The organism is Shewanella sp. KT0246 (genome assembly GCF_019654955.1).
In the GTDB taxonomy this organism is placed as follows: domain Bacteria; phylum Pseudomonadota; class Gammaproteobacteria; order Enterobacterales; family Shewanellaceae; genus Shewanella; species Shewanella goraebulensis.
Genome location: NZ_BPEV01000006.1, coordinates 32,528 through 59,250 on the forward strand (window position 1 = coordinate 32,528; position 26,723 = coordinate 59,250).

Annotated in this window: 20 protein-coding genes and 1 tRNA gene; 11 read left to right on the plus strand and 10 right to left on the minus strand. The window is 40.3% G+C overall.

What is annotated here, in order from left to right; genetic code table 11:
• Nucleotides 1–61: 61 nt before the first annotated feature.
• Nucleotides 62–799, minus strand: coding sequence for a dienelactone hydrolase family protein (locus K5Q58_RS04320; RefSeq protein WP_220752648.1), 738 nt, complete (start codon nt 797–799; stop codon nt 62–64).
• 34 nt (nt 800–833) lie between these two features.
• Nucleotides 834–1,823, minus strand: coding sequence for a 2-hydroxyacid dehydrogenase (locus K5Q58_RS04325; RefSeq protein ID WP_220752649.1), 990 nt, complete (start codon nt 1,821–1,823; stop codon nt 834–836).
• 174 nt (nt 1,824–1,997) lie between these two features.
• Between K5Q58_RS04325 and K5Q58_RS04330 the strand changes: the two genes are divergently transcribed.
• From K5Q58_RS04330 to K5Q58_RS04350, 5 genes are all read left to right on the plus strand, one after another.
• Nucleotides 1,998–2,417, plus strand: a complete 420-nt coding sequence (locus K5Q58_RS04330; RefSeq protein ID WP_220752650.1) for a hypothetical protein — start codon at nt 1,998–2,000, stop codon at nt 2,415–2,417.
• A 36-nt stretch (nt 2,418–2,453) separates the two neighbouring features.
• Nucleotides 2,454–2,744, plus strand: coding sequence for a hypothetical protein (locus K5Q58_RS04335; protein WP_220752651.1), 291 nt, complete (start codon nt 2,454–2,456; stop codon nt 2,742–2,744).
• A 215-nt stretch (nt 2,745–2,959) separates the two neighbouring features.
• Entirely contained in the window at nt 2,960–3,637 is a 678-nt protein-coding gene (rluA, locus tag K5Q58_RS04340; protein WP_220752652.1) for a bifunctional tRNA pseudouridine(32) synthase/23S rRNA pseudouridine(746) synthase RluA, read from the plus strand.
• 154 nt (nt 3,638–3,791) lie between these two features.
• Nucleotides 3,792–4,253 (plus strand): transcriptional regulator AsnC, encoded by a 462-nt coding sequence (gene asnC / locus K5Q58_RS04345; protein WP_220752653.1) that lies wholly within the window; start codon nt 3,792–3,794, stop codon nt 4,251–4,253.
• 255 nt (nt 4,254–4,508) lie between these two features.
• Complete coding sequence (locus tag K5Q58_RS04350) at nt 4,509–8,372, plus strand: S8 family serine peptidase (RefSeq protein ID WP_220752654.1); 3,864 nt, start codon at nt 4,509–4,511, stop codon at nt 8,370–8,372.
• Between the two features lie 91 nt (nt 8,373–8,463).
• On the opposite strand, the gene K5Q58_RS04355 is transcribed toward K5Q58_RS04350, so the two are convergent.
• Nucleotides 8,464–9,786 (minus strand): anaerobic C4-dicarboxylate transporter, encoded by a 1,323-nt coding sequence (locus K5Q58_RS04355; RefSeq protein WP_220752655.1) that lies wholly within the window; start codon nt 9,784–9,786, stop codon nt 8,464–8,466.
• A 536-nt stretch (nt 9,787–10,322) separates the two neighbouring features.
• Here K5Q58_RS04355 and K5Q58_RS04360 point away from each other — a divergent pair.
• The gene (locus K5Q58_RS04360) at nt 10,323–10,883 is read left to right on the plus strand and encodes an outer membrane beta-barrel protein (protein WP_220752656.1); all 561 of its coding nucleotides are present in this window, start codon (nt 10,323–10,325) and stop codon (nt 10,881–10,883) included.
• A gap of 377 nt (nt 10,884–11,260) precedes the next feature.
• Nucleotides 11,261–11,491 carry a hypothetical protein gene (locus K5Q58_RS04365; protein WP_220752657.1) on the plus strand — a complete coding sequence of 77 codons (231 nt, stop codon included), beginning with the start codon at nt 11,261–11,263 and terminating at the stop codon, nt 11,489–11,491.
• A gap of 111 nt (nt 11,492–11,602) precedes the next feature.
• Here the strand turns inward: K5Q58_RS04365 and K5Q58_RS04370 are convergent.
• Nucleotides 11,603–11,687, minus strand: a tRNA-Leu gene (locus tag K5Q58_RS04370).
• A gap of 339 nt (nt 11,688–12,026) precedes the next feature.
• On the opposite strand from K5Q58_RS04370, the gene K5Q58_RS04375 reads away from it, so the two are divergent.
• On the plus strand, nt 12,027–12,158 hold the full coding sequence (locus K5Q58_RS04375) for a DUF3149 domain-containing protein (RefSeq protein WP_076540587.1): 132 nt from the start codon (nt 12,027–12,029) through the stop codon (nt 12,156–12,158).
• A gap of 196 nt (nt 12,159–12,354) precedes the next feature.
• Here the strand turns inward: K5Q58_RS04375 and K5Q58_RS04380 are convergent, their stop codons facing one another.
• Both K5Q58_RS04380 and tcdA read right to left on the minus strand, forming a co-directional pair.
• Nucleotides 12,355–12,966, minus strand: a complete 612-nt coding sequence (locus K5Q58_RS04380; RefSeq protein WP_220752658.1) for a superinfection exclusion B family protein — start codon at nt 12,964–12,966, stop codon at nt 12,355–12,357.
• Nucleotides 12,967–13,060: 94 nt separating this feature from the next.
• On the minus strand, nt 13,061–13,855 hold the full coding sequence (tcdA, locus tag K5Q58_RS04385; RefSeq protein ID WP_220752726.1) for a tRNA cyclic N6-threonylcarbamoyladenosine(37) synthase TcdA: 795 nt from the start codon (nt 13,853–13,855) through the stop codon (nt 13,061–13,063).
• Nucleotides 13,856–14,300: 445 nt separating this feature from the next.
• Here tcdA and K5Q58_RS04390 point away from each other — a divergent pair, with 445 nt between their 5' ends.
• Nucleotides 14,301–15,359, plus strand: a complete 1,059-nt coding sequence (locus K5Q58_RS04390) for a porin (protein ID WP_220752727.1) — start codon at nt 14,301–14,303, stop codon at nt 15,357–15,359.
• 483 nt (nt 15,360–15,842) lie between these two features.
• Entirely contained in the window at nt 15,843–16,874 is a 1,032-nt protein-coding gene (locus tag K5Q58_RS04395; protein WP_220752659.1) for a porin, read from the plus strand.
• Nucleotides 16,875–16,997: 123 nt separating this feature from the next.
• Here the strand turns inward: K5Q58_RS04395 and K5Q58_RS04400 are convergent, their stop codons facing one another.
• Nucleotides 16,998–17,657, minus strand: a complete 660-nt coding sequence (locus K5Q58_RS04400) for a thiopurine S-methyltransferase (RefSeq protein WP_220752660.1) — start codon at nt 17,655–17,657, stop codon at nt 16,998–17,000.
• A gap of 210 nt (nt 17,658–17,867) precedes the next feature.
• Nucleotides 17,868–18,218: a hypothetical protein gene (locus K5Q58_RS04405; RefSeq protein ID WP_220752661.1), complete on the minus strand. Its 351-nt coding sequence runs from the start codon at nt 18,216–18,218 to the stop codon at nt 17,868–17,870.
• A 299-nt stretch (nt 18,219–18,517) separates the two neighbouring features.
• On the opposite strand from K5Q58_RS04405, the gene K5Q58_RS04410 reads away from it, so the two are divergent.
• Nucleotides 18,518–20,326: a protein kinase gene (locus tag K5Q58_RS04410; RefSeq protein ID WP_220752662.1), complete on the plus strand. Its 1,809-nt coding sequence runs from the start codon at nt 18,518–18,520 to the stop codon at nt 20,324–20,326.
• Nucleotides 20,327–20,438: 112 nt separating this feature from the next.
• Here K5Q58_RS04410 and K5Q58_RS04415 read toward each other — a convergent pair whose 3' ends face one another.
• Both K5Q58_RS04415 and K5Q58_RS04420 read right to left on the minus strand, forming a co-directional pair.
• Nucleotides 20,439–22,817 (minus strand): zinc-dependent metalloprotease, encoded by a 2,379-nt coding sequence (locus K5Q58_RS04415; RefSeq protein WP_220752663.1) that lies wholly within the window; start codon nt 22,815–22,817, stop codon nt 20,439–20,441.
• Nucleotides 22,818–22,961: 144 nt separating this feature from the next.
• Complete coding sequence (locus K5Q58_RS04420) at nt 22,962–26,669, minus strand: response regulator (protein ID WP_220752664.1); 3,708 nt, start codon at nt 26,667–26,669, stop codon at nt 22,962–22,964.
• Nucleotides 26,670–26,723: the final 54 nt, after the last annotated feature.

The following is a 26,723-nucleotide window of genomic DNA, read 5'->3' on the forward strand; positions in this document are numbered from 1 at the left end:
GCGGGCCTATTTAATACAGCTAACTTCGTTCACGCACTCTTCTCAATCACTCAAATAAATTTTATCTAAGTAATCGTTGAAAGAAGGCGACGGCTTGTAAATACATTTGCAGTGCCAGAGCTGCATCATAACGATCACCTTCATCACGCATGAAGGCATGTTGGGCATTGACTTCTTGCCAGCTAAAATTAACCTCTTCTTGTTCAAGCTTTTGATAGATTAACTTGCGTCCTTCGCTAGAAACATGAGGATCTTGCTTGCCGAAAATAATTGCCACTTCACCAGCAATATCGCCAGTACGGGTTAAAGAGTCATTATTATCTTCACAAGGTAGAGTATTTGAGTGAATGTCGGTTGGGTACAGACAAAATGCCCCGCTGATATCAGGGTTTAGCCCAGCTCGATAAGCCAAATGGCCACCAATACACACACCCATAGCTCCAACTTTACTAGTGCAGTACGCTTGACTGCGTGCAAACTCAACCATTGCTTCGGTATCGCTGTCATGATGCTCTAGGGTTTTAGTAAACTTGTCAGCATTACCTTTATCTTTGCCAATATCATCGTACTCAAGCACTGTGCCTATTGGATTAAGCTCATGAAATACTTCCGGTACTAACACCACAAAACCATGACCCGCTAATATCGCTGCGCTTCGTGCTATCGGCGCCGTTTGCTGAAAAATCTCTGAATAAAAAATAATACTCGCAAACTGACCTGGTGCGTCAGGGCGATAAACATAAGTGCGCATCACACCAGTTGGTGTCGCAATATCATGAACTTCCTTAGTGGTTATCATATTCCCTCTTTATGCTTATAGTTGTAGTTGCGGTTTAATTTAACTCATTGGCGGAATGCTGACCTGAAAGTAAATCGGTGACATTTTTCAAGGTCGTTAACGCAATCGCATTTAATGCTTCGTCGGTTAAAAATGCCTGATGTCCAGTGAAAATAACATTGTGACAAGCAGAAAGCCTTCTAAACACATCATCTTGAATTATTTCATTAGACTTATCTTGAAAAAATAACTCTTTTTCATTTTCATAAACATCCAGCCCTAGCGCTCCTATTTGACCAAGTTTTAATGCTTCCATTGCATCTATTGCATTAAGTAAGCCGCCACGACTGGTATTCACCACCATTGCGCCTTTTTTCATTTGATTAAAGCTATGAGCGCATAATAAGTGATGGTTCTCTGGAGTTTGCGGACAGTGCAGACTGATAATGTCGCACTGAGGGTATAACGCTTCTAAGCTGATATATTCAACGCCTAAGCCTTTAACTATGTCGCTAGGGTAAGGATCGTATGCAACTACTTTACAACCAAACCCTAGCAGAATCTTGATGGTAGCAATACCAATTTTACCCGTACCAATTACCCCAACGGTTTTTCCATGCATGTTAAAACCCACTAACCCGGTGAGTGCAAAGTTGGCATCGCGGGTTCGCTGATAAGCTTTATGAATTTTACGATTTAACGTCAGCATCAATGCAATTGTGTGCTCTGCCACAGATTCAGGTGAGTATGCAGGTACATTTACCACGGTAATTCCGAGGCGTTTTGCCGCCGATAAATCAACATTGTTAAAGCCTGCACAGCGCATTGCAATGATTTTAGTGCCGCCTTTGGCCAGCTCAACTAGCACTTCTTCACACAGTGAATCATTCACAAAAGCGCACACGACCTCAAACCCTACGGCTAATTTGGCGTTTTGCATACAAAGCCGATAATCAAAGTATTCAATGGTGGCACCAAACTGTTTATTCATCGCATCAAAATGTTGAATATCATAATGTTTGGCACTGAAGAATCCGATTTTCATATTGCTATCCTTAACTCAAAAAGCAGAAGCCTAATATTGATTTCATCTGCGGCTTCAATTGATTCATTTCTACCTTTAGCATATCAATAATTTAGATTTTGCTATAGATCGCTATTCATTCAAGATGAATTTGCTAAGCTGGTGCTTCATTAAAAGCAACAAATGTGTCTTCTCATGTCTAAAAAGCAATACCAAGAAGTATCCGAGTTTCAATTTTGGCTACAACGATTAGGCAAAACCAGCTTACGTGCATTGCATATTGTTGGGATTGTTGGCGCTGGCGGTGGGTTATTATTAGGTATCGAACAAAGTCAGTGGCTTAACTATTGGATTTTAGCCATGACCACCGGTCTCGCTTTATTTGCTTGGGAAGTGATTAGAGACTGGCGCTGGTTAATCCAATTAAAAGGCGTATTAACAATTCTCAAAGTGTTACTGCTTGGTTTATTTATTCCTATGGCCGATTGGAAGCCCGAAATAACAGTTTTTATCGTGCTGTTATCGGTAGTCGTGTCGCACGGTCCAGCCGGATTAAGGCATTATTCGGTGGTCCATAGAAAAGTAATACATGGCAAAAAGGAAATTAAAGGTTAATCTAGTATTATCTTTTGTTATTTTTAAGGTAATAGGATGTTTCCTTATCCAGAGCAATACCGGTTAGCTGCACCGCCGCTAACCACCAGTTTTATGGTTTTTTGGGCACTGTTTAGTCACAGCATATTTGCTGATGCCAGCCCGTTTGCGTTATACCCTTTATTATCTTTGTTTCCACTGGTACTTATTGGACATGTGTATCTGATTTGGAATGCACAAGGAATGTCGCGATTGGATCAAAGTTTTTATGCCTTAGTACATGTGCCATTGGCCTTTGTTGTTTGGACATTTACAATTATGCACGTCAACGGCAATGCGTTTTCTTAGTCAGCTTTTTTAATGATGACGTTCCGTTGCTAACCCTAGATAAAATGAGCTACGCCATTAAAGGGAAAGTTAATTATCGATGTCTTTCTAAAGCGATAATTAAGCCTTTACAACAGCTACCATTAACTCATGTGCAAGTGTCATGAATCATAGTTTGCTTGCACTAATGTAAACTGAAAGGTATCTTTGCCGCGCATTCTAGTAAAAGGCTTATCATGGCAGACTTCATCTATACTCCTCCTACCGATCCTTGGCTTGATATTATTCATGAAGATAAAGATATTATTGTTCTGAATAAACCTTCAGGCTTATTGTCGATTCCAGGGCGTGAAGCCAAATACCATGACAGTATCTATAGTCGGGTACTCGAAAAATATCCCAATGCTCAAATTGTCCATAGATTAGACATGGCAACATCAGGCGTTATTGTTGTTGCACTTCGCCGTAATGCCGAGCGAGAATTAAAACGTCAGTTTAGAGATCGTGAAACCGCCAAAACCTATTATGCAAGAGTTGCAGGTTATGTCAGCCCTGCGATTAAACAAGTTGATTACCCACTCATATGTGATTGGCCTAATCGTCCTAAGCAAAAAGTCGATCATAAGTTAGGCAAACCTTCGTTAACTCACGTTGAAGTCGTCAGTTACGCCAAACAATCAACCTTAGTGAAGCTAACGCCTATAACAGGTCGCTCCCATCAATTACGCATTCATATGATGGCCATCGGTCATGTGATTTTAGGTGATGGCTTTTATGCTGACCCGCTCGCTAAACGTTTATCTGAACGACTTTTATTGCATGCAGCAGAACTTACTATTCATCACCCTTATGGCCAGCAAGAAATGACATTTACCTCAGACGTGCCTTTTATTGAGCCTGTTGGCTCACAATAAAGCTAACTAAAATTTCAGACTGAAAGTTCTCACATACCACTTTAATACTTGATGGGATAAGTGAGAAAAATTGTTCATGAGAACTTTTTGATAGCCATTATTCATCATTCATCGTAAATTAATGCTTAATTATAATTAAATTAGGCATTTTACTATGGAAACTCCATTTCAAAGAGACCAGCTCGACAACCAAATTCTTCAAGCATTAATGGAAGAAGCAAGAACCCCATTTGCAGAACTCGCCAAACGATTTGCAGTCAGCGCTGGCACTATTCATGTTCGTGTCGAAAAAATGAAACAGGCGGGCATTATTACTGGAGCAAGGATAACAGTCGATCCTAAAGCTTTAGGATATGACGTTTGTTGTTTTATTGGCATTAATTTAAAAAGTGCAGGCGATTATCCTGCAGCCATATCAAAGTTAAATGCCCTTGAGGAAGTTGTTGAGGCATATTATACCACTGGTAATTACAGTGTTTTTGTAAAGGTAATGTGCCAGTCTATCGATGGATTACAGCATGTTTTGATCAACCGCATCCAATCTATCGATGAAATTCAATCAACAGAAACCCTAATAAGCTTACAAAACCCCATTGTTCGTGGCGTTAAGCCTTAGGCATTTTATTTATTACTTATAACAAGCCTAAACAACCAATACCTCTAAAGGAATAGTATTTACTTACGTTAAATTTAAATATTTGTAACAACTTTGGTTACCTTTGTTAAATATTTGTGTTAAAAAGTCGTAGAGTGCATCAAAGAATGCACCCGAGGCATTAATACAAAAATATAACAATCAGCATTACCACCGACCTAGTCTCTATCCTACAAATGCTTGGACGTGGTAAATGCTTAAACCAAGGAAGAAGTTGTGAAGACTAAATTATCTCTAGCTATATCAGCAGCGCTACTCTCAAGTGCTAGCTTTGCAAACACCGAAATGACAGGCAATAAGTACAACTTAGAAATATTGTCTATCGATCAGCATAAGAAACCAGCAAATAAATTAACCACCATAAACACCCCTCAACGTTTTATTGTAGAACTGACATCTCCTGCTTTGGCGGTATCAGGTAAATCGGCAGCAAAATCAGATAAAAATACTAAACTGGATATTCAGTCAGCTGCAGTACAAAACTATGCTTCACAGCTAGCTAATGAACAAAAAGCATTCTCGAATGCGTTAAATAAAGTTTCAGCTAATAGCAAAGTAGAACGTCAATTTAAAACGTTATTTAACGGTGTAACCGTTGCGGGTCAAAACTTAACTGTAGAGCAGTTAATGGCGATTCCTGGGGTTAAATCTGTTTATCCAGAAACCATGTATGACATCAGCATGGATGCATCACTTCAAGTTATTAATACTGAAGCAATGTGGAATACAGTTAGCGGAATGGAGAATGCGGGTAAAGGTATTCGAGTAGCAGTTATTGATGGTGGTATTCGTCCTGAAAACCCAATGTTTGCTGATGAAGGTTTTGAAGCGCCAACTGGTGCACTTCCAACTGATGATTATTGTTCAACCACTGATGAAGCTTTTTGTAATAACAAGTTAATCGTTGCGCGCTGGTCACAACCTACCTTTGAAGTCTGTCCAGATGAATACATGAGCCCACTTGGTTACGGCGGTCACGGAACTCACGTTGCAGGTACAGCCGTAGGTAACTTAGTTACTACACAATTTAATGACATTGATGTTGAATTATCAGGCGTAGCGCCAGCAGCTTACTTAATGTCTTATAAAGCACTTTACTCAAAAGCTGATTGTTCTGGCGGAAGTGGTTCTAACATCATGTTAATGGAAGCGTTAGAGCACGCTGTTAATGATGGTGCTGATGTTATCAACAACTCTTGGGGTGGCGGTGCAGGTGCAGATCCAGCAAGTAGCCCATACAAAACCATGTTTGAAGCTGCAGAAGCCGCTGGTGTTATAGTGGTTTCAGCTGCTGGTAACGATGGCAATGGCGCAAGCACTATTGGTTGTCCTGCATGTATCGAGTCTGGTATTGCTGTAGCCAACAGCACAACAGGCCGCTACTTTGCCAACAGTTTTAATGCGGGCGGAGAAGATTTATTAGCCATTCCTGGTTCTGATACTGTTATCGAAATGGATGTTACAGCCTCTGTTGTTGCTGCAATTAACCTTGATGAAGCTAACTTTGAAGGCTGTGAAGCATTCGAAGCTGATAGCTTTAAAGACAGTATTGCGCTAATTTCACGTGGAGCGTGTGCATTCTCAGATAAAGCAGAAAATGCCATGAATGCCGGTGCCACAGGATTAGTGGTTTATAACAGTAATCCAGGTGCTCCAATTACCATGTCTATGCCTGGGGTTACTTTCCCATCAGTGATGATTTCTAAAGACGATGGTGAAGCAATTGTTGAGGCCATGGGTGAAACCGCGACAGAAGGAACAATTGGTTCTGAAGTTAAGCGTTTAATGGTACCAAGCCTTGCTGATACGATTAATAGTTCGAGCTCTCGTGGCCCGAACGGTAATCAAAACATGCTAAAACCAGATTTAGCAGCGCCAGGAACCAATATTTTATCAGCTTACTCACCTGATGACGGCGGTGAAGATTTTAATATGATTTCTGGCACCAGTATGGCAAGTCCACATGTTGCAGGTGCTGCAGCAATGATGCGTCAATTACATCCTGATTGGTCTGCGAATGATATTAAGACTGCACTAACATCAACTTCAACAGTTGATGGAATCCTAGATGATGATGCAACTACTGCAGCTTCACCGTTTGCAATGGGTGCGGGTCGTATGGATTTAGATGCTGCTGCCAAAGCGGTATTAACCTTCGATAAGCCTTCTATTGCTGCAGATTCATGTGTTGGCCCATGTACCTTTACTCGTACTGTTTATAATAAGAGTGATGAAGACACTTCTTGGTCATTAGCAGCAAGCTCTGATGCTGCAGGTATTATGGTTTCTCCTTCAACATTGGATATTCCAGCTGGTGGCTCAGCAACCTTTATGGTCACAGTAGATTCTACTTTTGCTGAGTACGGTGAGTGGATATTCGGTAATATTATGCTTACAAGTGCATCAGGCATGCAAGATGCTCATTTACCACTCGCAGTATTAGCACAAGAATCTAGCGACTCTTCTTTGATCTCTGTAATTTCTGATGATGCAGATTTGACTACTGCAGATGACATGGAAATTTCAGCAGTACTGAACAATACCATGTTCGAGAATACTGTTACTTTCACAGCAATGGCGCCAGAAGGTTCCATGTTAACTTCTGAAGATGATGTATCAGTTACTTTAACTAATGCTTCTCAAAATGGTTTTAGTGTTAACGAAAATACTGGTGTAATCACTTGGGTGGGAAGCCTTGAACAATCACAGATGTCAATTGGTGCTTCAACTGGTACTTATCCAAGTATCTTTGATGCTGGTTTAGCATTTGTACCTGCTTGTGATGAAGGCTGTGATGAAAAATCATTTACTTATTCAGGGCTGCCTGAATTCAAGTATAACGGCGTAGCTTACGACACAATTACCATCTCGGATAACGGTATTGTACTCGTTGGCGGCGGCAATACTGGTGGTACATGGAATAATAAAGAGTTACCAGATAGTGCAGCACCTAATAATATACTCGCTCCATTCTGGTCTGACTTTGATTTGAGTGATGGAACTGCTACAGATACTGGCGGCGGACAGCTTGGCCTAAATGTTATCACACTGGGTGATGGAAGTACTTTCATTGTTGTTGAGTGGAAAGATGGTCAACTTTATGCTGATGCTTCTGGAACGGCTTATTCATTTAGTGTTTGGATAAAAACAGGTGATACTGAAGATGTATCATTTAATTACCTAAACATCACTGATATGCCTGCAAATGTATCAATTGGCGCTGAGAATGTCGGTGGTACTATTGGTACAACATTCCATTACAATGGCGAAGGGACTGCGGTAACAAACGATGATTACCTTCAAGTTGTTTCATCTGCTGCTGGACAAGTCAAAATTGACTATAAAGCTACTGCGGAAGATTTCGATCTTGGCTATATGGACAGTTCAACTACTGTTGAAGAAACAGCTGTAACATTCAATGTTTTAGAAAATGATACAATGCCAGCTCAAAAAGTGGCGCGTTCTAAAGTGACTGGTGACGGTGTAACAGCCTACGCTCAACGCATTATCAATATCGCCGCTTCTGGCGATCTAGGTAGTGTTGTTGTCGTTGATGAACCAGCCAATGGTTCTGTTGTAATCACTGAATCAGGTGAAGCAACTTATACGCCTAATAAAGATTTCTTCGGCAAGGATATGTTTACATACTCGGCAACAGATGCTGCAGGTAATGTGAGTACTCCGACTGAAGTCGTTGTAGAAGTAACCAATGTAAATGACGCTCCTACTGTTTCTCCTTCAGCTTCAAATAGAGAATTAGGGGCCACAGTTAGTGTCGCGTCTAATGGTTTCGATGTTGATTCTGAAGAATTAACATATGTTTGGAGTCAAAAATCTGGTCCTGTTGATATTCAATTCTATAAATTAACAGAAGATTTCAGCTTTGAAGCTACCGAAATTGGCTCTTACACATTTAGTGTTATTGCTAGCGATGGAGAACTTGAAAGCACTCCAGCAGAAGTCACCGTTGAAGTCACTGCTGTGACTAGTAATGGCGACTCTAGTAGCGGCTCTATGGGTTGGTTAACAACACTTCTTCTTCCTTTAGCGGCATTCCGTCGTCGTAAGATGAAGTCTTAATCGGTCTACAAATAAACCGTTTAATCAAAACATAACGCAAAAAGCCCAGCATATGCTGGGCTTTTTTATATCTAGCTTTTAAGCAATCACATTAGTGATTAATAACCAAAGTCGATATGAAATAACCTAAAACAGTCGCCGTTGTTACCCCAATAAAGCCTGGAATAATAAAGCTATGGTTAAGGACATATTTACCGATATTAGTTGTACCCGATCTATCAAAACTAATTGCCGCTAAGTCGCTTGGATAGAATGGGAAGAAGAAATAAGCATAACACGCTGGAATAACACCAATTAATACTGGCGCAGGAATACCTAACGCAAAGCCTAACGGAAACATAATCGTCAGCACAGCAGCTTGGCTTTTCAGGAAGATAGACGCCATGAACATGGCAATAGCAAAAGACCAAGGATAAGCACTCACTAAGTCGCTAAGCGAACTCACTAAATAGCTTTTATGATGACTAATAATTGTGTCACTCAGCCATGCAATACCAAAAATAATCACCACAGCTGTCATACCTGCTGTAAAGACATTGCTGTTGACAATTTTTTGCGGAGACACCTTTGTCGCCAGTAAAATAATCGCACCAACAGATAGCATCATAAACTGAATTGCCACCGACATTTTCACGCCTTCAGGTAACAACTCTTTACTGAACATTGCCAATACAATAACTGAAAAAATACCCGCTAAGAATAACGCTAAACCACGTTTAGCAATGCTATCAGTATGAGCTTGGTCAGTTGTTTCAACTTCTGGATCAATTAGATTGTTTCGAAAATCTTCATCTTGTAAACGCGCTTGAAATTCTTCATCTTTATCTAAATCTTTACCACGATGTAAACTCCACGCACAACCAGCAAGTACACCAACCAACGTAGCAGGGATTGTTACAGACAATACATTGATTAAACTAATATCTAGACTATTGTCCATTGCTGTTGCCATCACAACTGCTGCAGCTGCTGCAATAGGACTTGCTGTAATCCCCATTTGCGATGCAACAGTTGCCATAGCTAGCGGACGTTCAGGTCTGATACCTTTCTTATAAGCAACATCATAGATAACAGGTAATAATGGATAAACTGAGTGACCTGTTCCGACTAATACCGTTAAAGAATACGTACATAAAGGGCCAAGGAAAGTAATTTGACTTGGGTGCTTTCTTAATAGCTTTTCAGCGTATTTTACCAGTAATTTAAGACCACCAGTTGCTTCTAAGGTTGCAGAAGCTGCAACTACAGCAAGAATAATCAGCATAACACTGACTGGTGGAGAGCCTGGCGCAATACCAAATACGAACGCAAGCACTGACACACCTAAGCCGCCTAGCAAACCAAAAGCGACGCCACCATGACGGATACCGACAAATATCACGGCCAACAACAACAGCATATGAATATAAAACATTAGCTAAATCTCCTTAGCAAACATTGAGTTATCTATGGCTACTCCAGCCAAAATAGTAAAACTTAGTATTAATACCCTGTTGATATAAGGGATTTGTATATCAAGTAATAAACACTAAAATTCGTCGTTGAGAGCTGATTGAATCGTTATCTTTTTAGTTAGCCCCCAAGTTGTTTATACAACAAATAGCTAACTGCAAATATAAGCTACAAACGATACAGTGACCTCGCGCATAGAATTCTCAACCTAAGTTATAATTTTGTGATCTCTCAATATTTAAGTATTTAATGATGTAAATTTACTTGTTTAAAATCAGCTTAATTAAACCAATGTAAAGCCTGTTTTAACGTCTAATATTCAACAAAAGAGCAATCACTAATTTCAATTATTAGAAACCAATCATGAACAAGTTTTTACTAATTTTTTCTACTTCAAAAATTCACTAATTAAATTCATTCAGTTTTTATACAGCAAGTGAAGCTTATAGTGGCTCCAACAAAACGAAATAATGATTAATTAATACCTTGGAGTGAATTATGAAAACTAAACAACTTATTTTAGCTGGTGTAATAACGTCTATGATGTCAGTACCTGCAATGGCATCAGATTGGTTTGTCGGTGGTGCCGCTGGTTATCAGAAAAATACTTACGAGTTAGATTCTTCAGTCGATGGATCTAAAGAGAAAGAAAAAGATATGGCATATCAACTTCGTGTTGGTAAGTATATTAACGATAATAGTCGTGTATATGGTACTTATGGCTACAATTCTGAAGATATTGGTAAACAGCAGAATTTCTTATTATCTTATGACTACCTAGTACCACTTGGTCAAAGTAACATGAACTGGTTTATAGGCGCCACGGCTGGTATGACACACACCAGTATTGATACTGCCAACTTAGACTCGGGGAATAATTTTGTTTGGGGTGGCCAAACCGGCTTCATGTATAACATCAATGATAAATGGTCTACTGAAATAGGCTACCAATACCTAAAGCAAGATTATGAGAAAGATGTCAGTAATGGGGCAAACACAGGTTCATTCTCTTTAAATGATACCCAGCAAGTTTATCTAGCGATTGATTATAAGTTTTAATTAAAAACTACTTCAATTTAAATAAAGGGCACATTAGTGCCCTTTATTTATAGATAAACAATGTACTCAAATTATTAAACTATGGTTTGAGGAACTTTATTTAACCAAAACATAAATATAAAAACTAAACAGTCAATAAATCTAACAATAAATTAGCGAGAGTTCTGCTGATAATTAATTACCATCCAGTTCCTGCACCTTCAATATCAAGCTTATAGCTTTAATTAACTCAACGAAAACACATTCATAAAAGCGTAACCACAATTACTTACTATTCCAATCATAACTTTTGAGATTATCTATACTTATATTATCAATTTGATGACAGATAAGAGGATAACTCGCCGATAAGACATCAGCAGCATAAAGAGACAACAATGGGACAATATTTTTCAGGACTCACCCAATACACCTGCATTACAGCAGTGCTTCTTTATGGTTTGGGCTGGTACGAAGGCGAGAAAATTGCCGATGGCTTGTCCATAGATGATACAAACTATTCACTGGCACAAGAGTCTTTAGCGCGGAAAATTCCATTCTACGAACTGGGTATCAGCGCGGGCTATGATAGACAACAGCGTCTAAACACCTCACTGCCAACTCAATAATCGAATATTGAGATTAAAAATGCTTAAGTAAAAAGTACAGTCAATATATTTGAGTAAACGTCAGGCACAAAAAAACCGACATTAAGTCGGTTTATTCCTCTTAAGAGGAGATGGTACCGGTGGGCGGACTTGAACCGCCACGCTCGAAAGCAACGGATTTTGAATCCGTCGTGTATACCAATTTCACCACACCGGCATCATATTGATGTCTCAAAAGAGCTAGGCTCAATCGAGAGTCAGAATTATACCTAGGCTAAGGCCAATGGCAAGTCCTTTCAGCGCGATATTCTCAGTTTTCAATTCAATAGCTCAAAACTCATTCAAACTATAGCTTATGAAGCTTAACCCTTTAGGTTCGCAATGTTATCGCTTCGACTAAGTGACTAAACAATGACTCACCATCATGATTTACATTTCCCTAATTTAATACATTAGCGATAAAGCAATAACTGAAGCATTAATTGATCGAGATCATAATTGTTAACAGATGTTTGCAGTATGTTATTTATGACTTCACTATAAAGGAGATAATAAAATGGCATTCTGGTTAGATTTAATGTTTGGTAATGCAATTGGTTTGCTTTCAATGATTGTTATCTTCTGCACCATGGGGATCATGTCGTACATGATGTGGATGTTTATCGTGAAGTCAGCTCCAAAAGAATAGGTAGTACTTATTTAGATTTAAGTCAGTTTTTTGTGTTTTTTTTGCAAATAATTAGGGGGCATTTAGCCCCCATTTTTGTGTCTATAATTGTTTGTACTAAATTTTTTATAACTAAGCGCTTCATACCTAAAGTAAGTCGTCAGACTAACAACTTACCCTTAACACGTTTATAGTTTCCGAGAGTGCTTATCAACTATTAGGCTGCATGCTTTCTTGGTTGAACTAAGCCATTGATAAACTGTGGTCTTGCTTTAATCAAGTGTGATAGCTCTTCTTTACTTGGTTCGCCAGCTGGTAATCGTAAAACATCACGGTTCAAATATACTCTAGCTTTCATCGAAATTTTGTATTCCGCAGTAGGGCCTTGTATTGCGTAATGGCGCTCATTACCAACAAGTTCAAGGATACTGGTCGCTATCAAACCTTTCACTGCAAGCTCATTTTGAGGTAATGCCAAAATTGTGGCACCTTGAAGGAAAAACTCTCTCAATAAGGCACGTTCCGCGGGATCTAGCAATTTAACCTTGGCCTCAATGGTCTCTATAGCCCGCTTTTCACGTAAATGACTAATGGATTCATCAACAACAAAAGTGAATAACTGACTTAAGAAAAAGGCCGCGCCAACAATCAAGCCTAAACCAATAAAGTGACCATAATCGCTTACTAAACTATCAAGGGACAGGGTTTGTAGTACATGAGAAGGAGCAAACAACAACACTGCACAAGCAACAACCCACCAAAGCATTGCACTGACTAAAACACGCTTTACGCTGGCTAACTTTACGTTATCAAATTTAATTTTCATCATCTCGCTTCCAAAGTGTCAGATTTTTGAATCTATCACGTTAAAAGCAATTTTGATGCCAATGAGAAACCTTAATTGTTCTTTTAAAATTAATCGATTATTTTTCAGCTAACCTTGCTAACACACGACTTGCTGCAATAAACCCAAATGTACCTGTTACCATAGTTACAGCGCCAAATCCTGATGCACAATCCATACGCATGCTGCCTTCTGCAGTTGCTTTTGTACTGCAGACACTGCCATCATTTTGTGGGTAAACTAGATGTTGAGTAGAAAAAACAGCATCGACAGCAAAACGTCGTTGAGTATTCTTAGTGAAATTATATTCGCGGCGCAAAATGCCCCGAACTTTAGCAAGTAATGGGTCTTGAACTGTTTTAGCCAGATCAGTGAGCTGAATTTGAGTGGGATCTGTTTGACCACCAGCGCCACCTACGGTGACAATTTTTAACTTGTTGCGTTTACACCAAGCAATTAGCGCTGCCTTTTGTTTTACCGCATCAATACAATCAACCACATAATCAATAGATAATGGATCGTTTTTAGTCCCTAAGTATTCAGCTAAGTTGTCAGCAGTAACAAAATCTTCAATCTCGTTAACCACACACTCCGGGTTTATATCACGAATACGCTTTGCCATTACCTCTACTTTAGACTCACCAATTGTTGATGCAATAGCATGTGACTGACGGTTGGTATTCGTGACACAGATATCATCCAAATCAATTAGCGTTATTTGCCCAATCCCACTTCGTGCTAGAGATTCGGCCACCCAAGTACCGACACCGCCAATACCTATGACAACCACATGAGCGTTAGCAAAGTTTTGTAGTGCATTTTGACCATATAAACGGCCTATTCCACCAAAACGATTTAAATAAGATTCTGACAACATGTAACGCTCTTGTGTGCTCACTAATAAGGGGGCGATATTTTATACGAAACTCAGCAAAATCGAAATAACTGAGTGACGAAAAATAACTGCGCATTTTTAGCCCATAACGACCATTTAAAAATAGCTCACAAGCGACACAATTGTTATCAGTTTATGCTAATAGGGAAAACTAGAGATATTGTTAGTTAAGCAAGCTAGAAATTATGTTACTCAGTACAGTAATGCTTGTAAATCAATATGATACATATCGAAAAAATCCAACCTTTAGTGACTAGTGTCACACTTTTTTATTAAGTTTTTATGGCAATATCAAACGCAGATACAGGATTCCATAAATAGCGTACGCACCCTATTTGATGCGTCATCGCTATTTCTATCAATGTTAGGCATAACTGATGAGTGTCTAACAAAATCAAGCCCTTACCAAAGGAAGATTAAGATGATGAAAAAAAACCTGATCACTGCAGCAATTTTATCTTGCACTGCAATGACCTCTTTTACTGCGCTAGCTGATGGCCCAAATTTCTACGGCCGTGCTGATCTTGCATTCACCAATTCTGATGCGGGTGTAGCTACTCAAAATCAAAAAGACGGCACTATTATTGAAAACAACTTCTCATGGTTAGGTGTTAAAGGCACAGAAAAAATCAATGATGATTTTGAAGTGATCTACCAAATGGAGTTCGGTGTAAGCAACTTTGATAACTCAGGCAATACTTTCGCAGCTCGTAACACGTTTATCGGTCTAAAAACCAATGCAGGTACTGCATTAGTTGGTCGTAACGACACTGTATTCAAAGCTTCTGAAGGTGGTTTTGACTTATTTGGTAACACTAACTCAGACATCGATTTACTAGCTGCAGGGCAAACACGTTCAGGCGATGGTATCAGCTACTACTCTCCAAAAATTGCTGACATGGTAACGCTAAACGCGACTTACCTAATGGACGACAACTATGATTCACAAAGTGATTCTATGTACGCTGTTAGTGCAACAATTGGTGATAAAGCCCTTAAAGCACAAAACTTCTACGCAGCAGCTGCTTACCAAGACGGTATCACAGATATCGAAGCTTACCGTGGTGTTGTACAAGCTAAATTCGGCAACTTCATTGTTGGCGGTTTATACCAAAACACTGAAAGCTTAAAAAGCGAATTAGCACACCTTGAAGGTGACAGCTACTTCATCAATGCAGCTTATGTAATGGGTAATCTAAAAATTAAAGCTATGTACGGTTACGATGATTCTGGGCTAGGTAAAATTGTAGACCGTCGTACAGGTCAGCTTGAAAGCAGCGAAGGTGCAAACATTTTAGATGCTCGTAAAGATGTATCAGATGTTGAAATCCAACAGTTCAGTGTTGGTGCTGACTACCGCTTAAGTTCAAACACTTTAGTTTATGGTCACTACACTAAATACGATGGCGACATGAAATTAAATGGTGTTGTTGAAGATTTAAGTGATGACATCTTTACTGTTGGTGTTCGTTTAGACTTCTAAACAACCAATTGGCCGCCGAAATATACTGCGGTAAATTGTTTTAAAAATGTAAAAGCGACCTCAAAAGGTCGCTTTTTTTATAGCCTTTATTTTATTCAACCTTTGAATTATGCAAAACCGCATAATTCAAGCAGTTTTACCGCTTAAGAGTTAACAATTTAGCAACACCTTAACTAGCCGTATAGCCAATACAGTCAAGCCTTACACGAATTAACAAAGCTTGTGAACCTCCACAAATAGGTAGTTTGCTAAAAAGCTGTTAATCAATGCTCAAAAGTATCGAATTTGTCACATTTTTACCTTAAATCATTACGTTATACCAAAAACTTTGAACTACACCACAACTTATACCCTATAAACCTGCAAAAATTCCGATCAGTTCGTTATGCAAAAGCATTTTCTATTAGTTTTTTTGCAACTGAAATTCACTATAACACCCAATAATGGGAATAGGACTTCGGTTCTATACGGGAGTATGAAAAGATGAAAAAGACGCTAATCTCAGCATCTGTAGCCTCAGTTATTGCTTTAACTTCTTTCGGTGCGCTAGCCGATGGCCCTAACTTCTACGGTCGTTTAGACCTAGCAGTAACTAATTCTGATCTTGGTGTTACTACCCAAGAAGGTAAAGAAGGCACTGTATTCGAAAATAACTTCTCTCACTTAGGTGTTAAAGGCAGTGAGAAAATTTCTGATGCTTTTGAAGTGCTATACCAAATGGAATTCCAAGTTGAAAACACCTCTTCAAGTTCAGATGTTTTCAAAGCTCGTAATACTTACCTAGGTCTAAAAACTGACTTCGGTACTGTATTAGTTGGCCGTAACGACACAGTATTTAAGCAATCTGAAGGCGGCGTTGACGTTTTCGGTAACAGCAATGCTGATATCGACCGTTTAGTGGCTGGTCAAACTCGTTCTGCTGACGGTATCTGGTACTACTCTCCAAAAATCGCTGATTTAATCACATTAAACGCGACTTACTTAATGGAAGATAATTACACCGATGCTGATGACAACGAGTCTTATGAAGATCAATATGCATTAAGTGCAACGATTGGTGATAAAAAACTTAAAGCACAAAACTACTATGTAGCAGCTGCTTACAACACTATCGGTGGCATCGATGCATACCGTGCAGTGGGTCAAGTTAAATTTGGCGATTTCAAAGTAGGCGGTTTATACCAAAACACTGAAAGCCAAACAACTGAGCAAGAAGGTGATTCTTACTTCTTAAACGTGGTTTACAACCTAAACGGCGTTAACTTAAAAGCTGAGTACGGTGTTGACGAAGGTGGTTTCGGTCGTTACCTAACTAAGCAAAAAGCAGCAGATGGTGTTGTTACTGATGCTAGCATTACTCAAATCACTGTAGGTGCTGATTACCGCATCTCTAAATCTACTCTAGTATATGGCCATTACGCTATGTACGAAGGTGATTACCAACTTGACGGTGGCCCAACCATCGATTTAGAAGATGACAACGTATTTACCGTAGGTATGCGTTACGATTTCTAATTGAGTAAATCGCTTTAATAACAAGCGACTAATATCAAAAAAGCGACCTTATGGTCGCTTTTTTTTGCCTTTTAAATAGATATGAAACTTTAATAAGGTTTAATTCTTCACATCTTTGCAATTTTATATTTTACGAGTCAGCACGTAAGCTGCTTCGTTAAGCCAAGGAACATTTTTTTTCACAAACCGCTGATTTTCAGCCAATACATCAGCACACTCTAAAAGCTCTACATCAAAGTAAGGTGCTAGGTATTGTTCTATCCATTGCGGACTTACCGCAAATGGTGGGCCATTAAGGGTTTCTTGTGGGTAATCCAAGGTCACCAGTAAACCTTTAACGCCAGCAGGAACTAATGTCGCAAGTTTTATCGCATATTGCTGGCGCATTTCTTCTGGCCAGGCAATAAGCGCAGCGCGATCATAAAAAGCAGTAATTGATTGAGTAGATTCTGTCGGTAAGGTGAATATATCACCTTGAATGAGCGAGACTTGCTCAGTTAAGTAAACTTGGTGTTCCCCCTTAACTTGATGACTAACAGGGAGATTATTTTCTTTAAAAAAGTCTTCAACAGCTAGTTGATTTAGCTCGCAGCCAAGTACGTTATGCCCTTGCTCCGCTAAGTAACACATATCTAATGACTTACCGCACAATGGAACAAAGACTTCTGCAGAGGTTGCTAACGATAAACGCGACCAATACTTAACCAGAAATTCATTAATTTGCGGTTGATGGAATCCAATTTGCTTTAAATCCCATTTTTCGTGCCAAAAACTCGGCTCCATGATTACAAACCCCTAGTGATATATCATCAATAACTAATGGGTTTCACTGTAATCACAAAAATTGTGATATGCAATATGGCACTACAACTTATTCTCTCAGACAAATCTGAAATAAGGGGATGGTTATTAAGGTTTTCTTCACTTTAACTATAGCTGTAAATATGAGTAAGTTACTTACTTGCCAACCTTAAGCTAAAAAATGCTGATCGCCTATTCAGGTTCACCTTCTAACACTTGTTGTACTTTTTTAAGCCATTTGCAGTTATCACATTGACAGTTGCGTCTTGATAAATGGTGCGGGCTTAAGTTTGAATCGATAAAGTCTACCGCGATCAGCAATTGCTGTTTGAGCTCTTCAACGGATTTCTTCTCAATCGCCACTAATTCATCATTGTGATTCATCCAAATGCATTCTTCACCTTGATGGCACGTAGTGCACTGCTCATCACTGGCATTATAGAACACTGCATGTGGGCAATGCGTTACTTCCATAGACTGTAAAATACGCTGACGCGGAAAAGAAAATAGTGAAATTAAGTCAGCTTTATTGATGGTAGGCATAAGCACTCCTTGATTAAACCGAATCCGTTGATTCATTTAGATAGTACCTGTCTATCACCAAAAACAAATTGATTCATGTCAAAGTTTACAACTCCGTTTTTTTGAGATAGGCAGCTTTACCCGCAATAGCTAATATAAAACTCACTTTAGGCCTAATTGCGGCCGTTCTATCGATCATTTTGCTTTTTACTGATGAATAATAGTAAAAAGTTATCTAAGGCCTTGCCTGATAAATCGAAATATGAGTTTATGGAGTTTCTAATTCATTACGCCGATGAGTTAGCTAACAGGAGTACCCAGTGCAAACACCTCAGCTACAACACTTTTATATCAATGAAGAGCAATCTGTTTATTTATTAAAAGCTGAAGATGCTCGAAAACATCGCGCTTGGATCCGACTATGTAATCAACAGCTTAGTAAGCTCGGTTATGCCGATATCGAGTTTATTGGTAAAGGTGCTTATGGTTTCGTGTTTGCTGGCACCAACGACATTGGCGAATCCCATGTATTTAAGTTCTCTCGTATAACCCTGCCTCGCAGTGTCCAAGACCGACTTGAAGAAGAAGCTTTTATGCTTAGTCAGTTAGTCCACCCTAATGTACCAAGCGGCATCAAATTTGAGCGGGTCGGTAAACAAGGCATTATGGTAATGGAACGAGCACAGGGTGAAGATTTAGATAAAATTTGTCATCGTTTGGGCGTATTGCCAGTGGCAATGATTGTCAGTATTGCTCGCCAATTAGCCAACCTACTTTATTACCTTCGCACTGGTAAGTGTCTTGTGCACGGTGACATTAAGCCCTCTAATTTAGTCTATGACATTAAAAATGATCACCTGTCTTTAATCGATTGGGGATCAGCAGTCTTTGCTCAACGTGATGAACATAATAAGGCCGTTGAAGATAACGTGATGTCTTTGATGTCGAGCGATCAACACCATACCAATGCCAGAATGGGCGACGTATACTTTATTGGTTCTGAACAACTTAACGGCGCACTGTCCAGCCCGCGGTTTGATGAGCAAGGTGTAGCTGCAACCCTATATGCATTGGCTTCAGGGCAAATCAGTCGCTTTGGCAGTAAAGTGATCCCCGCAAGTAGTTTGGGGCTGCCCATTGAACTTGCGCGCACACTAGATGGCATGCTCAGTGATGATGTCGAAAGACAAAACCTTGCTGGCGATTACTTTTTAAAAAGTATGCGACATAACCACAAAATGCACTTGCCTGATTTACAAACTCAGCCACTTCACGAAGATATTCCGCTGTGGCTACTGCCAAAACAGAAACAAGTTGAAACGGTAAGTTATAGCTCGCGAAAATCATTCTTAAAAGAACACAACACCCAAGATCCCATTGCCAAAATGGACGACGTACAACTAGAGAAGTACTACCGAAATTTCTTAGCCGGCATGGGCGATACCGAAAAAGGCTTTGTCGCTGCTGTGGGTAAATTAGCCCAGTACCCTATTGTGGGAGGTTTAGCGATTCATTGGCGTAAAAGTGGGGTTTATATTGATTCAAACCTTGCAATTTATGACCCTGAAACCAAAGATGTACTCATAAAAGCGGTCAATAATATGGTTACCCTCGCCCGCGGTATTAAGCGTATCGGGGTGTTTAAAGCTTGTTTTTTTAATGCTAAAGATACCTTACACCTTGAACGACAAAATGCATCAGAGCCCTATCAAATGGTAAATGATGCGCAGTTAAGTTTTGAAGTCGGTGATGTCCCAGCATCTGAAGGGCGTTCGCGATTACACTCTTACTTTGAAGACGGCAAAGATCCAGAAGAAAATTTAGAGCTGCCAACTGAAATCATGACCGAATTGGGCTGGATTAACCAAATTCATCATACCGGTTGTATCATCTTTGAAGCGCTTCCTAACCACTTAAAAGTGCACAGTTATTTGCGGTTATTAAACCCGCGTAAACAGGCCGCTTTTCGCGCTTCACTCGATCGAATTCTACATCATGCCACAAAGATTCAAGGCCATGGAGTATCAGGGTTTATGAAACTTCCTTATAAAAATACCCGTCAGTTTTCACATATCGACAGTAAAGCTGAGCATTTTTATCCTAAAAATCCTAAAAAAGCGCATAACTAATAGCTTCTAGAAAACAAGCTTCTAAGGGGATAGCCTTAAAAAAATTCGTTTTAACAATGACTTAAAGACCAGAAACAAAAAAGCCTCATTTTAAAATGAGGCTTTTAATCGATTAAATTGGTGAGCCCGGAGGCATTTTCAGCGGCTGAGCAATAAAGCGATATTCTTTCGACTCTAATCCTTTAGCTAGTCCTTGTAATAACCAATCAAAATGAGCAGCTTGGTAATTACTGGCGCGATTACTACGGCGCTTTAATTGCTTTTCAGCATAGTGAAGTCTCGCAAGTAACTGCGCTTTGACTTCAGCTGATGTTTTATCATCATGATAACTGGCTAATACTTCATCCAATACCACTGCATTTACCCGCATTTGTACTGCTAATAATTGGCCTCGCTGCAAGTCTTGATACACGGTTTTCGCCAGCAATTTATCCACTAAACTCACAACCGATAACTGCTCTGAATCATCCATAAACCCTTGATTTACTCGATTTAGGCGCTCAGGTGCCAAAAGTCTGTTTGCAATTTGACGGCTCAATACTTCCGCCATACCAATAGGATCGGTTAATACCCCAATACCAGAGTCAAAGCTTTCGCGGGTTTTGCGATAGTTACCCGCTTTAGGCACTAGCATCTCTGTCACTTCAGCTGGAACTGATAAGCTTTGGGCTGATATAACATCTAGCAATGAGGCTAATGCAGAATGTTGCAGCTTAGGAGAAAGGTAATGCCAACGTTCCGCCGAACCTTGTTGCTGGTAGCTGTAGTCACTGCCACCAATCCACTTAGCAGTTGCATCAATTTGATATCGAGTTAACAAATAGATTGGTACAAACACATCACTCAACTCACCTAATGGTTGCTCTTCAAGCAGCGCTTGGGCATTAAATTGCTCAATGGCAGTACGGCGAACTTTTTCTAACCGAGTCAACTCATCGGCGGCAGATGCACCATTATCCCATAAGCTCGCATAGGCATGGCTAGATGAAGGCGAACGTGAATCAGCCTCACCAATGTAACGTAAACCTTGAGTTCTCGCCTGACGCACTAACTCAGCCATGCTGGCTTCATTACCATAACCATAGGCAATGGTAAATTTATCCCATTCACCAATACCCTCAGAATAAGGTGTCGATATATCAATTTTATCGCCATTTAATGTGGCATTAGGATGTGGGTAATCCATCACCGAAGCATTGTCATTAGTAGATGATGCGAAGTTATGATCCAACCCAATAGTATGGCCTATTTCATGAGCTGATAATTGACGAATACGGGCTAACGCTAATGCCATCGATGCATCACTGGCAGCTTTTCTGTCTTCCCAACCAGCTGTTAAGCCACGTGCTATTAAGTGATCTTGCTTCACTCGCAAGCTGCCTAACGTCACATGTCCTTTAATGATTTCGCCTGTGCGAGGGTCTTTAATTGACGCGCCATATGACCAACCACGGGTCGCTCTGTGTACCCACTGAATCATGTTATAACGAATATCTTGTGGGTCAGCACCTTCAGGCAGCATTTCTACTTTAAAACCATCAATAAAGCCTGCGTCAGTAAAAGCTTCTTCCCACCAGCGAGCGCCATCAAGTAACGCTGTGCGAATAGGTTCTGGCACACCTGGGTCGAGATAATAAGTAATAGGTTTAACGACTTCACTAGGTGCAAGACCTGGAGTGACTTTTTCTAAACGATGTCTGAGTAAATAACGTTTACTCACTGGTGAGTCTATCGGTGCAGAGTAATCAAAGTACTCACCAGATAGATAACCGCTCATGGGTTGATATTCGCGGGGCTGATAACCTTCTTCAGGTAAATCGACAAACGAGTAACGCATGCGCACCGATACAAATTTTCCATCAGGAGTCACTTGACGAACGTATTCGCCTTCTTTCTGGCTAGTAAATGTCAGTAATACATCCACGTCTGCATTTTTCTCAAAGGACTTAATACCTTGTTCCAAAATTACTGAACGCGAGGTATCTAAGCTATAGTTGCCTTGTTTGGTATCAGCAAAACGTTGCGCTACACCATGAAGATCGTTAAGGACTAAATTATTGATTGAGACTAAGGGCGTTTTGCCATCTAAGACCTTCCCGCGCCACAAAACTGATTCTGCGAATGCTTCTTTAACTGCTAATCGTTCGGCGGGATTATCAGTACTGGCTCGATAAAAGGTGTTTAACTGCTTTAATAGAATGAATGGCCCTTGGCGCTCGAACTGTACCATTCGAGTTTCACCTAATTGACCACGATCCAGACCAATGTCATTTGAGCCTACCCCATGGGGCAAGCTGGTGATCATCAAAAATGGTTGATTAAGCTTTTTGGCTTCTAAAAACAACTCACCAGATTGGGTTTGATAGTAAAAGTTAATAAACCCACTGGCTTTCTCACTTTTTTTTATCACTTCTTGCGCAGGTGTAGCCGCGTAAGTCATAACGGGTATTGCGGTTAATACCAATGAAAGTGCAATGCTGTGGCGGATCATTCAACTATCTCCAATTCGATAAAACAGGGTTACTCACGTTTTAACTGTGCAAGCGTTAAGCAAGTTAATACAAATAGCAGCGCTAAGCTAGAGCTAGATCGGCACTAGACAATAACTAGAACGAAGCTTACGCTGTTTGCATGATTACGACTTGTGACTATTCTTGTAATCTATCCAATGCTCTAACGTATCAAATAACTCATTCAAAACAATAGGCTTAGTAATATGGGCATTCATACCCGCTTTTAAGCTCTTTTCTCGATCACCCGACATCGCATGTGCTGTCATCGCAATAATAGGCATTTGTTCACTAGAATAACGCTTACGTAGCTCTTGTGCGGCAGTTAAACCGTCCATTACTGGCATTTGAATATCCATCAACACAGCGTCAAAAGCTTTAGTGTCAATGATGTCTAATGCTATTTGACCATTATCAGCTAGCACCACTTCATAACCTGCGCTCTTAAGTAACTCTGTCGCCACTTGTTGGTTGATAAAGTTATCTTCCACTAATAACACTAAGCCAGCTTCTTTGGTTTGCTGCGGGTTTTCTTCCACAACTGGTGCAACGTTTAGCTTAGGCTCAGCAGCAAACGCACCGATAATCTCATCAAACAGGGCTGAAGCTTTAAAAGGTTTCTGTAATATTGCAAACACGCGTTTTTCATCAAACTCAGCTTCTAAAGGCTCAGCTGAGTAAGCAGTCATTAAGATAATAACAGGACGTTTTTTCAGTCGACCATCTGCGACCATTTCATCAACGATATCCACCACATCACCGCCACCCATTTCAGGCATCATCCAATCTAGCAGCAATAAATCCACTGACGAATGGGTTAATACTTCAAGTGCTTCAGCGCCACTTTGTGCGGTCTTAACTTCAAAGCTAAAGTCGCTCATTACGGTTGAATATATTTGTAAAGCACTTGGATTATCATCGACCACTAACGTGGTCAAATTATTCAACTGCTCTGGGACCACTAATGGCGCAACGACATTCTCTTCGGCAATTTCGAAGCTAATATTAAAGCTAAAAGTACTGCCTTGGTTCGGCTCAGATGACACTTCCATCGTACCGCCCATTAGCGACACTAAGTGTTTACTAATCGACAAGCCTAAACCTGTTCCGCCGTACTTACGCGTGGTTGAACCATCGGCTTGTGAAAAGGCATCAAACAATTTAGCTTGCTGCTCTTTGCTAATTCCAATACCAGTATCACGGACCCAGAATTTAAGGGTAATGCGATGATCACGCTCACCGACATCTTCACAACCCAGCTCAATTTCACCGTTTTGAGTAAATTTAACAGCGTTAGAGAGTAAGTTCACCAACACTTGGCCTAAACGCAGTGGATCGCCATTTAGAATTAATCCTGCTGTCACTGGTGCATAAAGCAGTAACTCAACCCCTTTTTCTTGGGCTTTTTGCGCGTTCATATCAATGACATGATCAAGCACTTTATCCAGCGGGAATGACACTCGCTCGAGCTCTAACTTACCCGCCTCAATTTTGGAGAAGTCGAGAATGTCATTAATAATCCGCAGTAATGACTGAGCAGAGAAACCGGCTTTATTTAAATAATCTTGTTGTTGCGACGTCAACTGGGTTCGCTGAGCTAACTGCAACATACCGATAATGGCATTCATTGGCATGCGGATTTCATGACTCATATTGGCTAAGAATTCACTCTTATACATATTCGCCAATTCAGCGTCTTGTTTGGCTTCTAGCAAGGCCACTTCGTTACTCTTTTGACGAGTAATATCTTTATGGGTACCCAACATACGTTTTGATTGGCCATCTTCAGCAAATTCTACCGCGCGACCACGTGATAACACCCAATGATATTCACCCGACTTAGCCCGCATTCGATACTCGATCTCATAGGTACCTTCAGGCTTTTTAGCATAACCACTACGATATTCTTCAACTCGCATGCGATCATCAGGATGAATAAGTGCATCCGTTGATGATATCAGCGCAGGAAATTCATTCGGTTTATAGCCCAGCATTGAGTAAAACGCAGGGTTACAGATCAATTGTTCAGAGTCTAAATACCAATCCCATAAACCATCCTCTACCGCATCCATCGCTAAATGATAACGTTCTTCTGATAAACGTAATTGCTCGGCCGATTCGTACTCACGGGTGACATCACGCCATACCGAAATCAGACCCAATAACTCACCACGACGATTGTAAAAAGGCAGCTTGAGTGTATCGAGTAGTACGGTTTTACCGCCGATATCCACTTTTTCTTGATAGCGCAGTAATGAACGATCGCTTAAGACTTTTTGGTCTTCCTCGCGGATCCTATCGCCTTGATCATGGGTAGTCGCTAATGACATCTGGCCAACCATGTCGTTTTCTTTACAACCCAGCATGTATTCAGCAGATTTGTTACAACCTAAATACTTACCTTCCTTGTCTTTATAAACAATAGCCTCTGGGATCGAATCAATCAGCGAACGCAGTAATGCAAACTCTCGTTCACGTCGTTCGGTGGTGTCACGTAAACGTTGTGTGCGCCGCGCCACCAAATTATCCAAGCGTTTGTTTTGCTCAGCTAAGTGTCGAGTGTATTGTTTGTTTTCTTCAAAAATTCGACTCACCAATAAAAACCACGGCTCCCAACCTTCAGTGATTTTTTTCGGTGCAGCAATGGGTTCACGAGAGCACGCTTCTAAGTGAGTTAATAAACGAGACGCTGGGTTTACGAATGAGCGGCGGGTCTGCCAGTGAACAATCGTCACCAATACCGACAGCGCTAAAACCACTAGCAAGAAGGTCAGCTTTAGCTTGTCCCAAGCATCTTGGAATAACACGTCTTCATCTTGTAGATACAGTAAACGCCAAGGCGGGTTTTGCAGGGCAACTGAGTGAATATAATAACCATTGCGCAATATGCCATCGTGGGCATCGAATAGCTCTGATTCAGGTAGAGAATGAAGCTCTGATGGGATTCGTTGACTGATATGATAAACACGGTTCATATCTTTAGCGTCAAAATCACTATGAGAGAGGATATTGTTGTATTGATCCAGCAATATCACTGTTCCAGGCATTTTAAAGTACATCCGCATTTGCTTAGCAAGGGATGCCAGTGTCATATCTAGATTAATTGAACCGATAAAATCATCTTCAAGGTATACCGGCAAACCAAGGGTGGTGAGCAAGCCTTGATCAGCTAAATCTACATAGGCTTCACGCCAAAATACACTGCGTTGGGGGTTCATCGCTGGTGTCGCTAGTTGGAATTGTTTCTTGTTTAGCAGTTCTTCTCTAAAGCGTGATTCGTTTGTAGACCAAGGGAACGACGACATAATCCGCTGTTTCGAGATGTAATAAATTGACGATGCTTTTGGCGCAGCTTCTTTGGCAACCGGAAAAGATAACGATAATTCAAATAGCATTTCTAGTTCTTGATAGAAAGCGTCACTGCGACCATCTAACGAGCCCATTCCAGTGATGCGTCCCATGTTAGTGAACGGTTCACCACTGATTGCATAGCTAGGTTCTAAGGTAAAGAATTGACCATCTTCATTGAACTTTTCGTATTGAGGTAAGCGGTCTTTACGAACGAGCTCTCCCAAACGTAAGTTATCAACAGCCACATTTCGCAAGCTTTTTACCGCGCGAATACTAGACTCAAGCAATAAATCGATTTGCAGTACATGGCGTAAAACCTGTTCTTCACGCTCTTTAATTAATTGTGTTTTTTGGCGTTCAAACAGCATCCAAGCCGATAATAGCGCCATCACAATTACACCAATATAGGTATAAAAAACGGCTCGATTATACTTTCGTTGAATAAGCGATTTTAAATGTAAATCTGGCTCGGTCGATTTCATTGAAATCCCTTTGGTTTACTCAATAGCGTCGATGTTCTAAAAATGGAGAAGCGC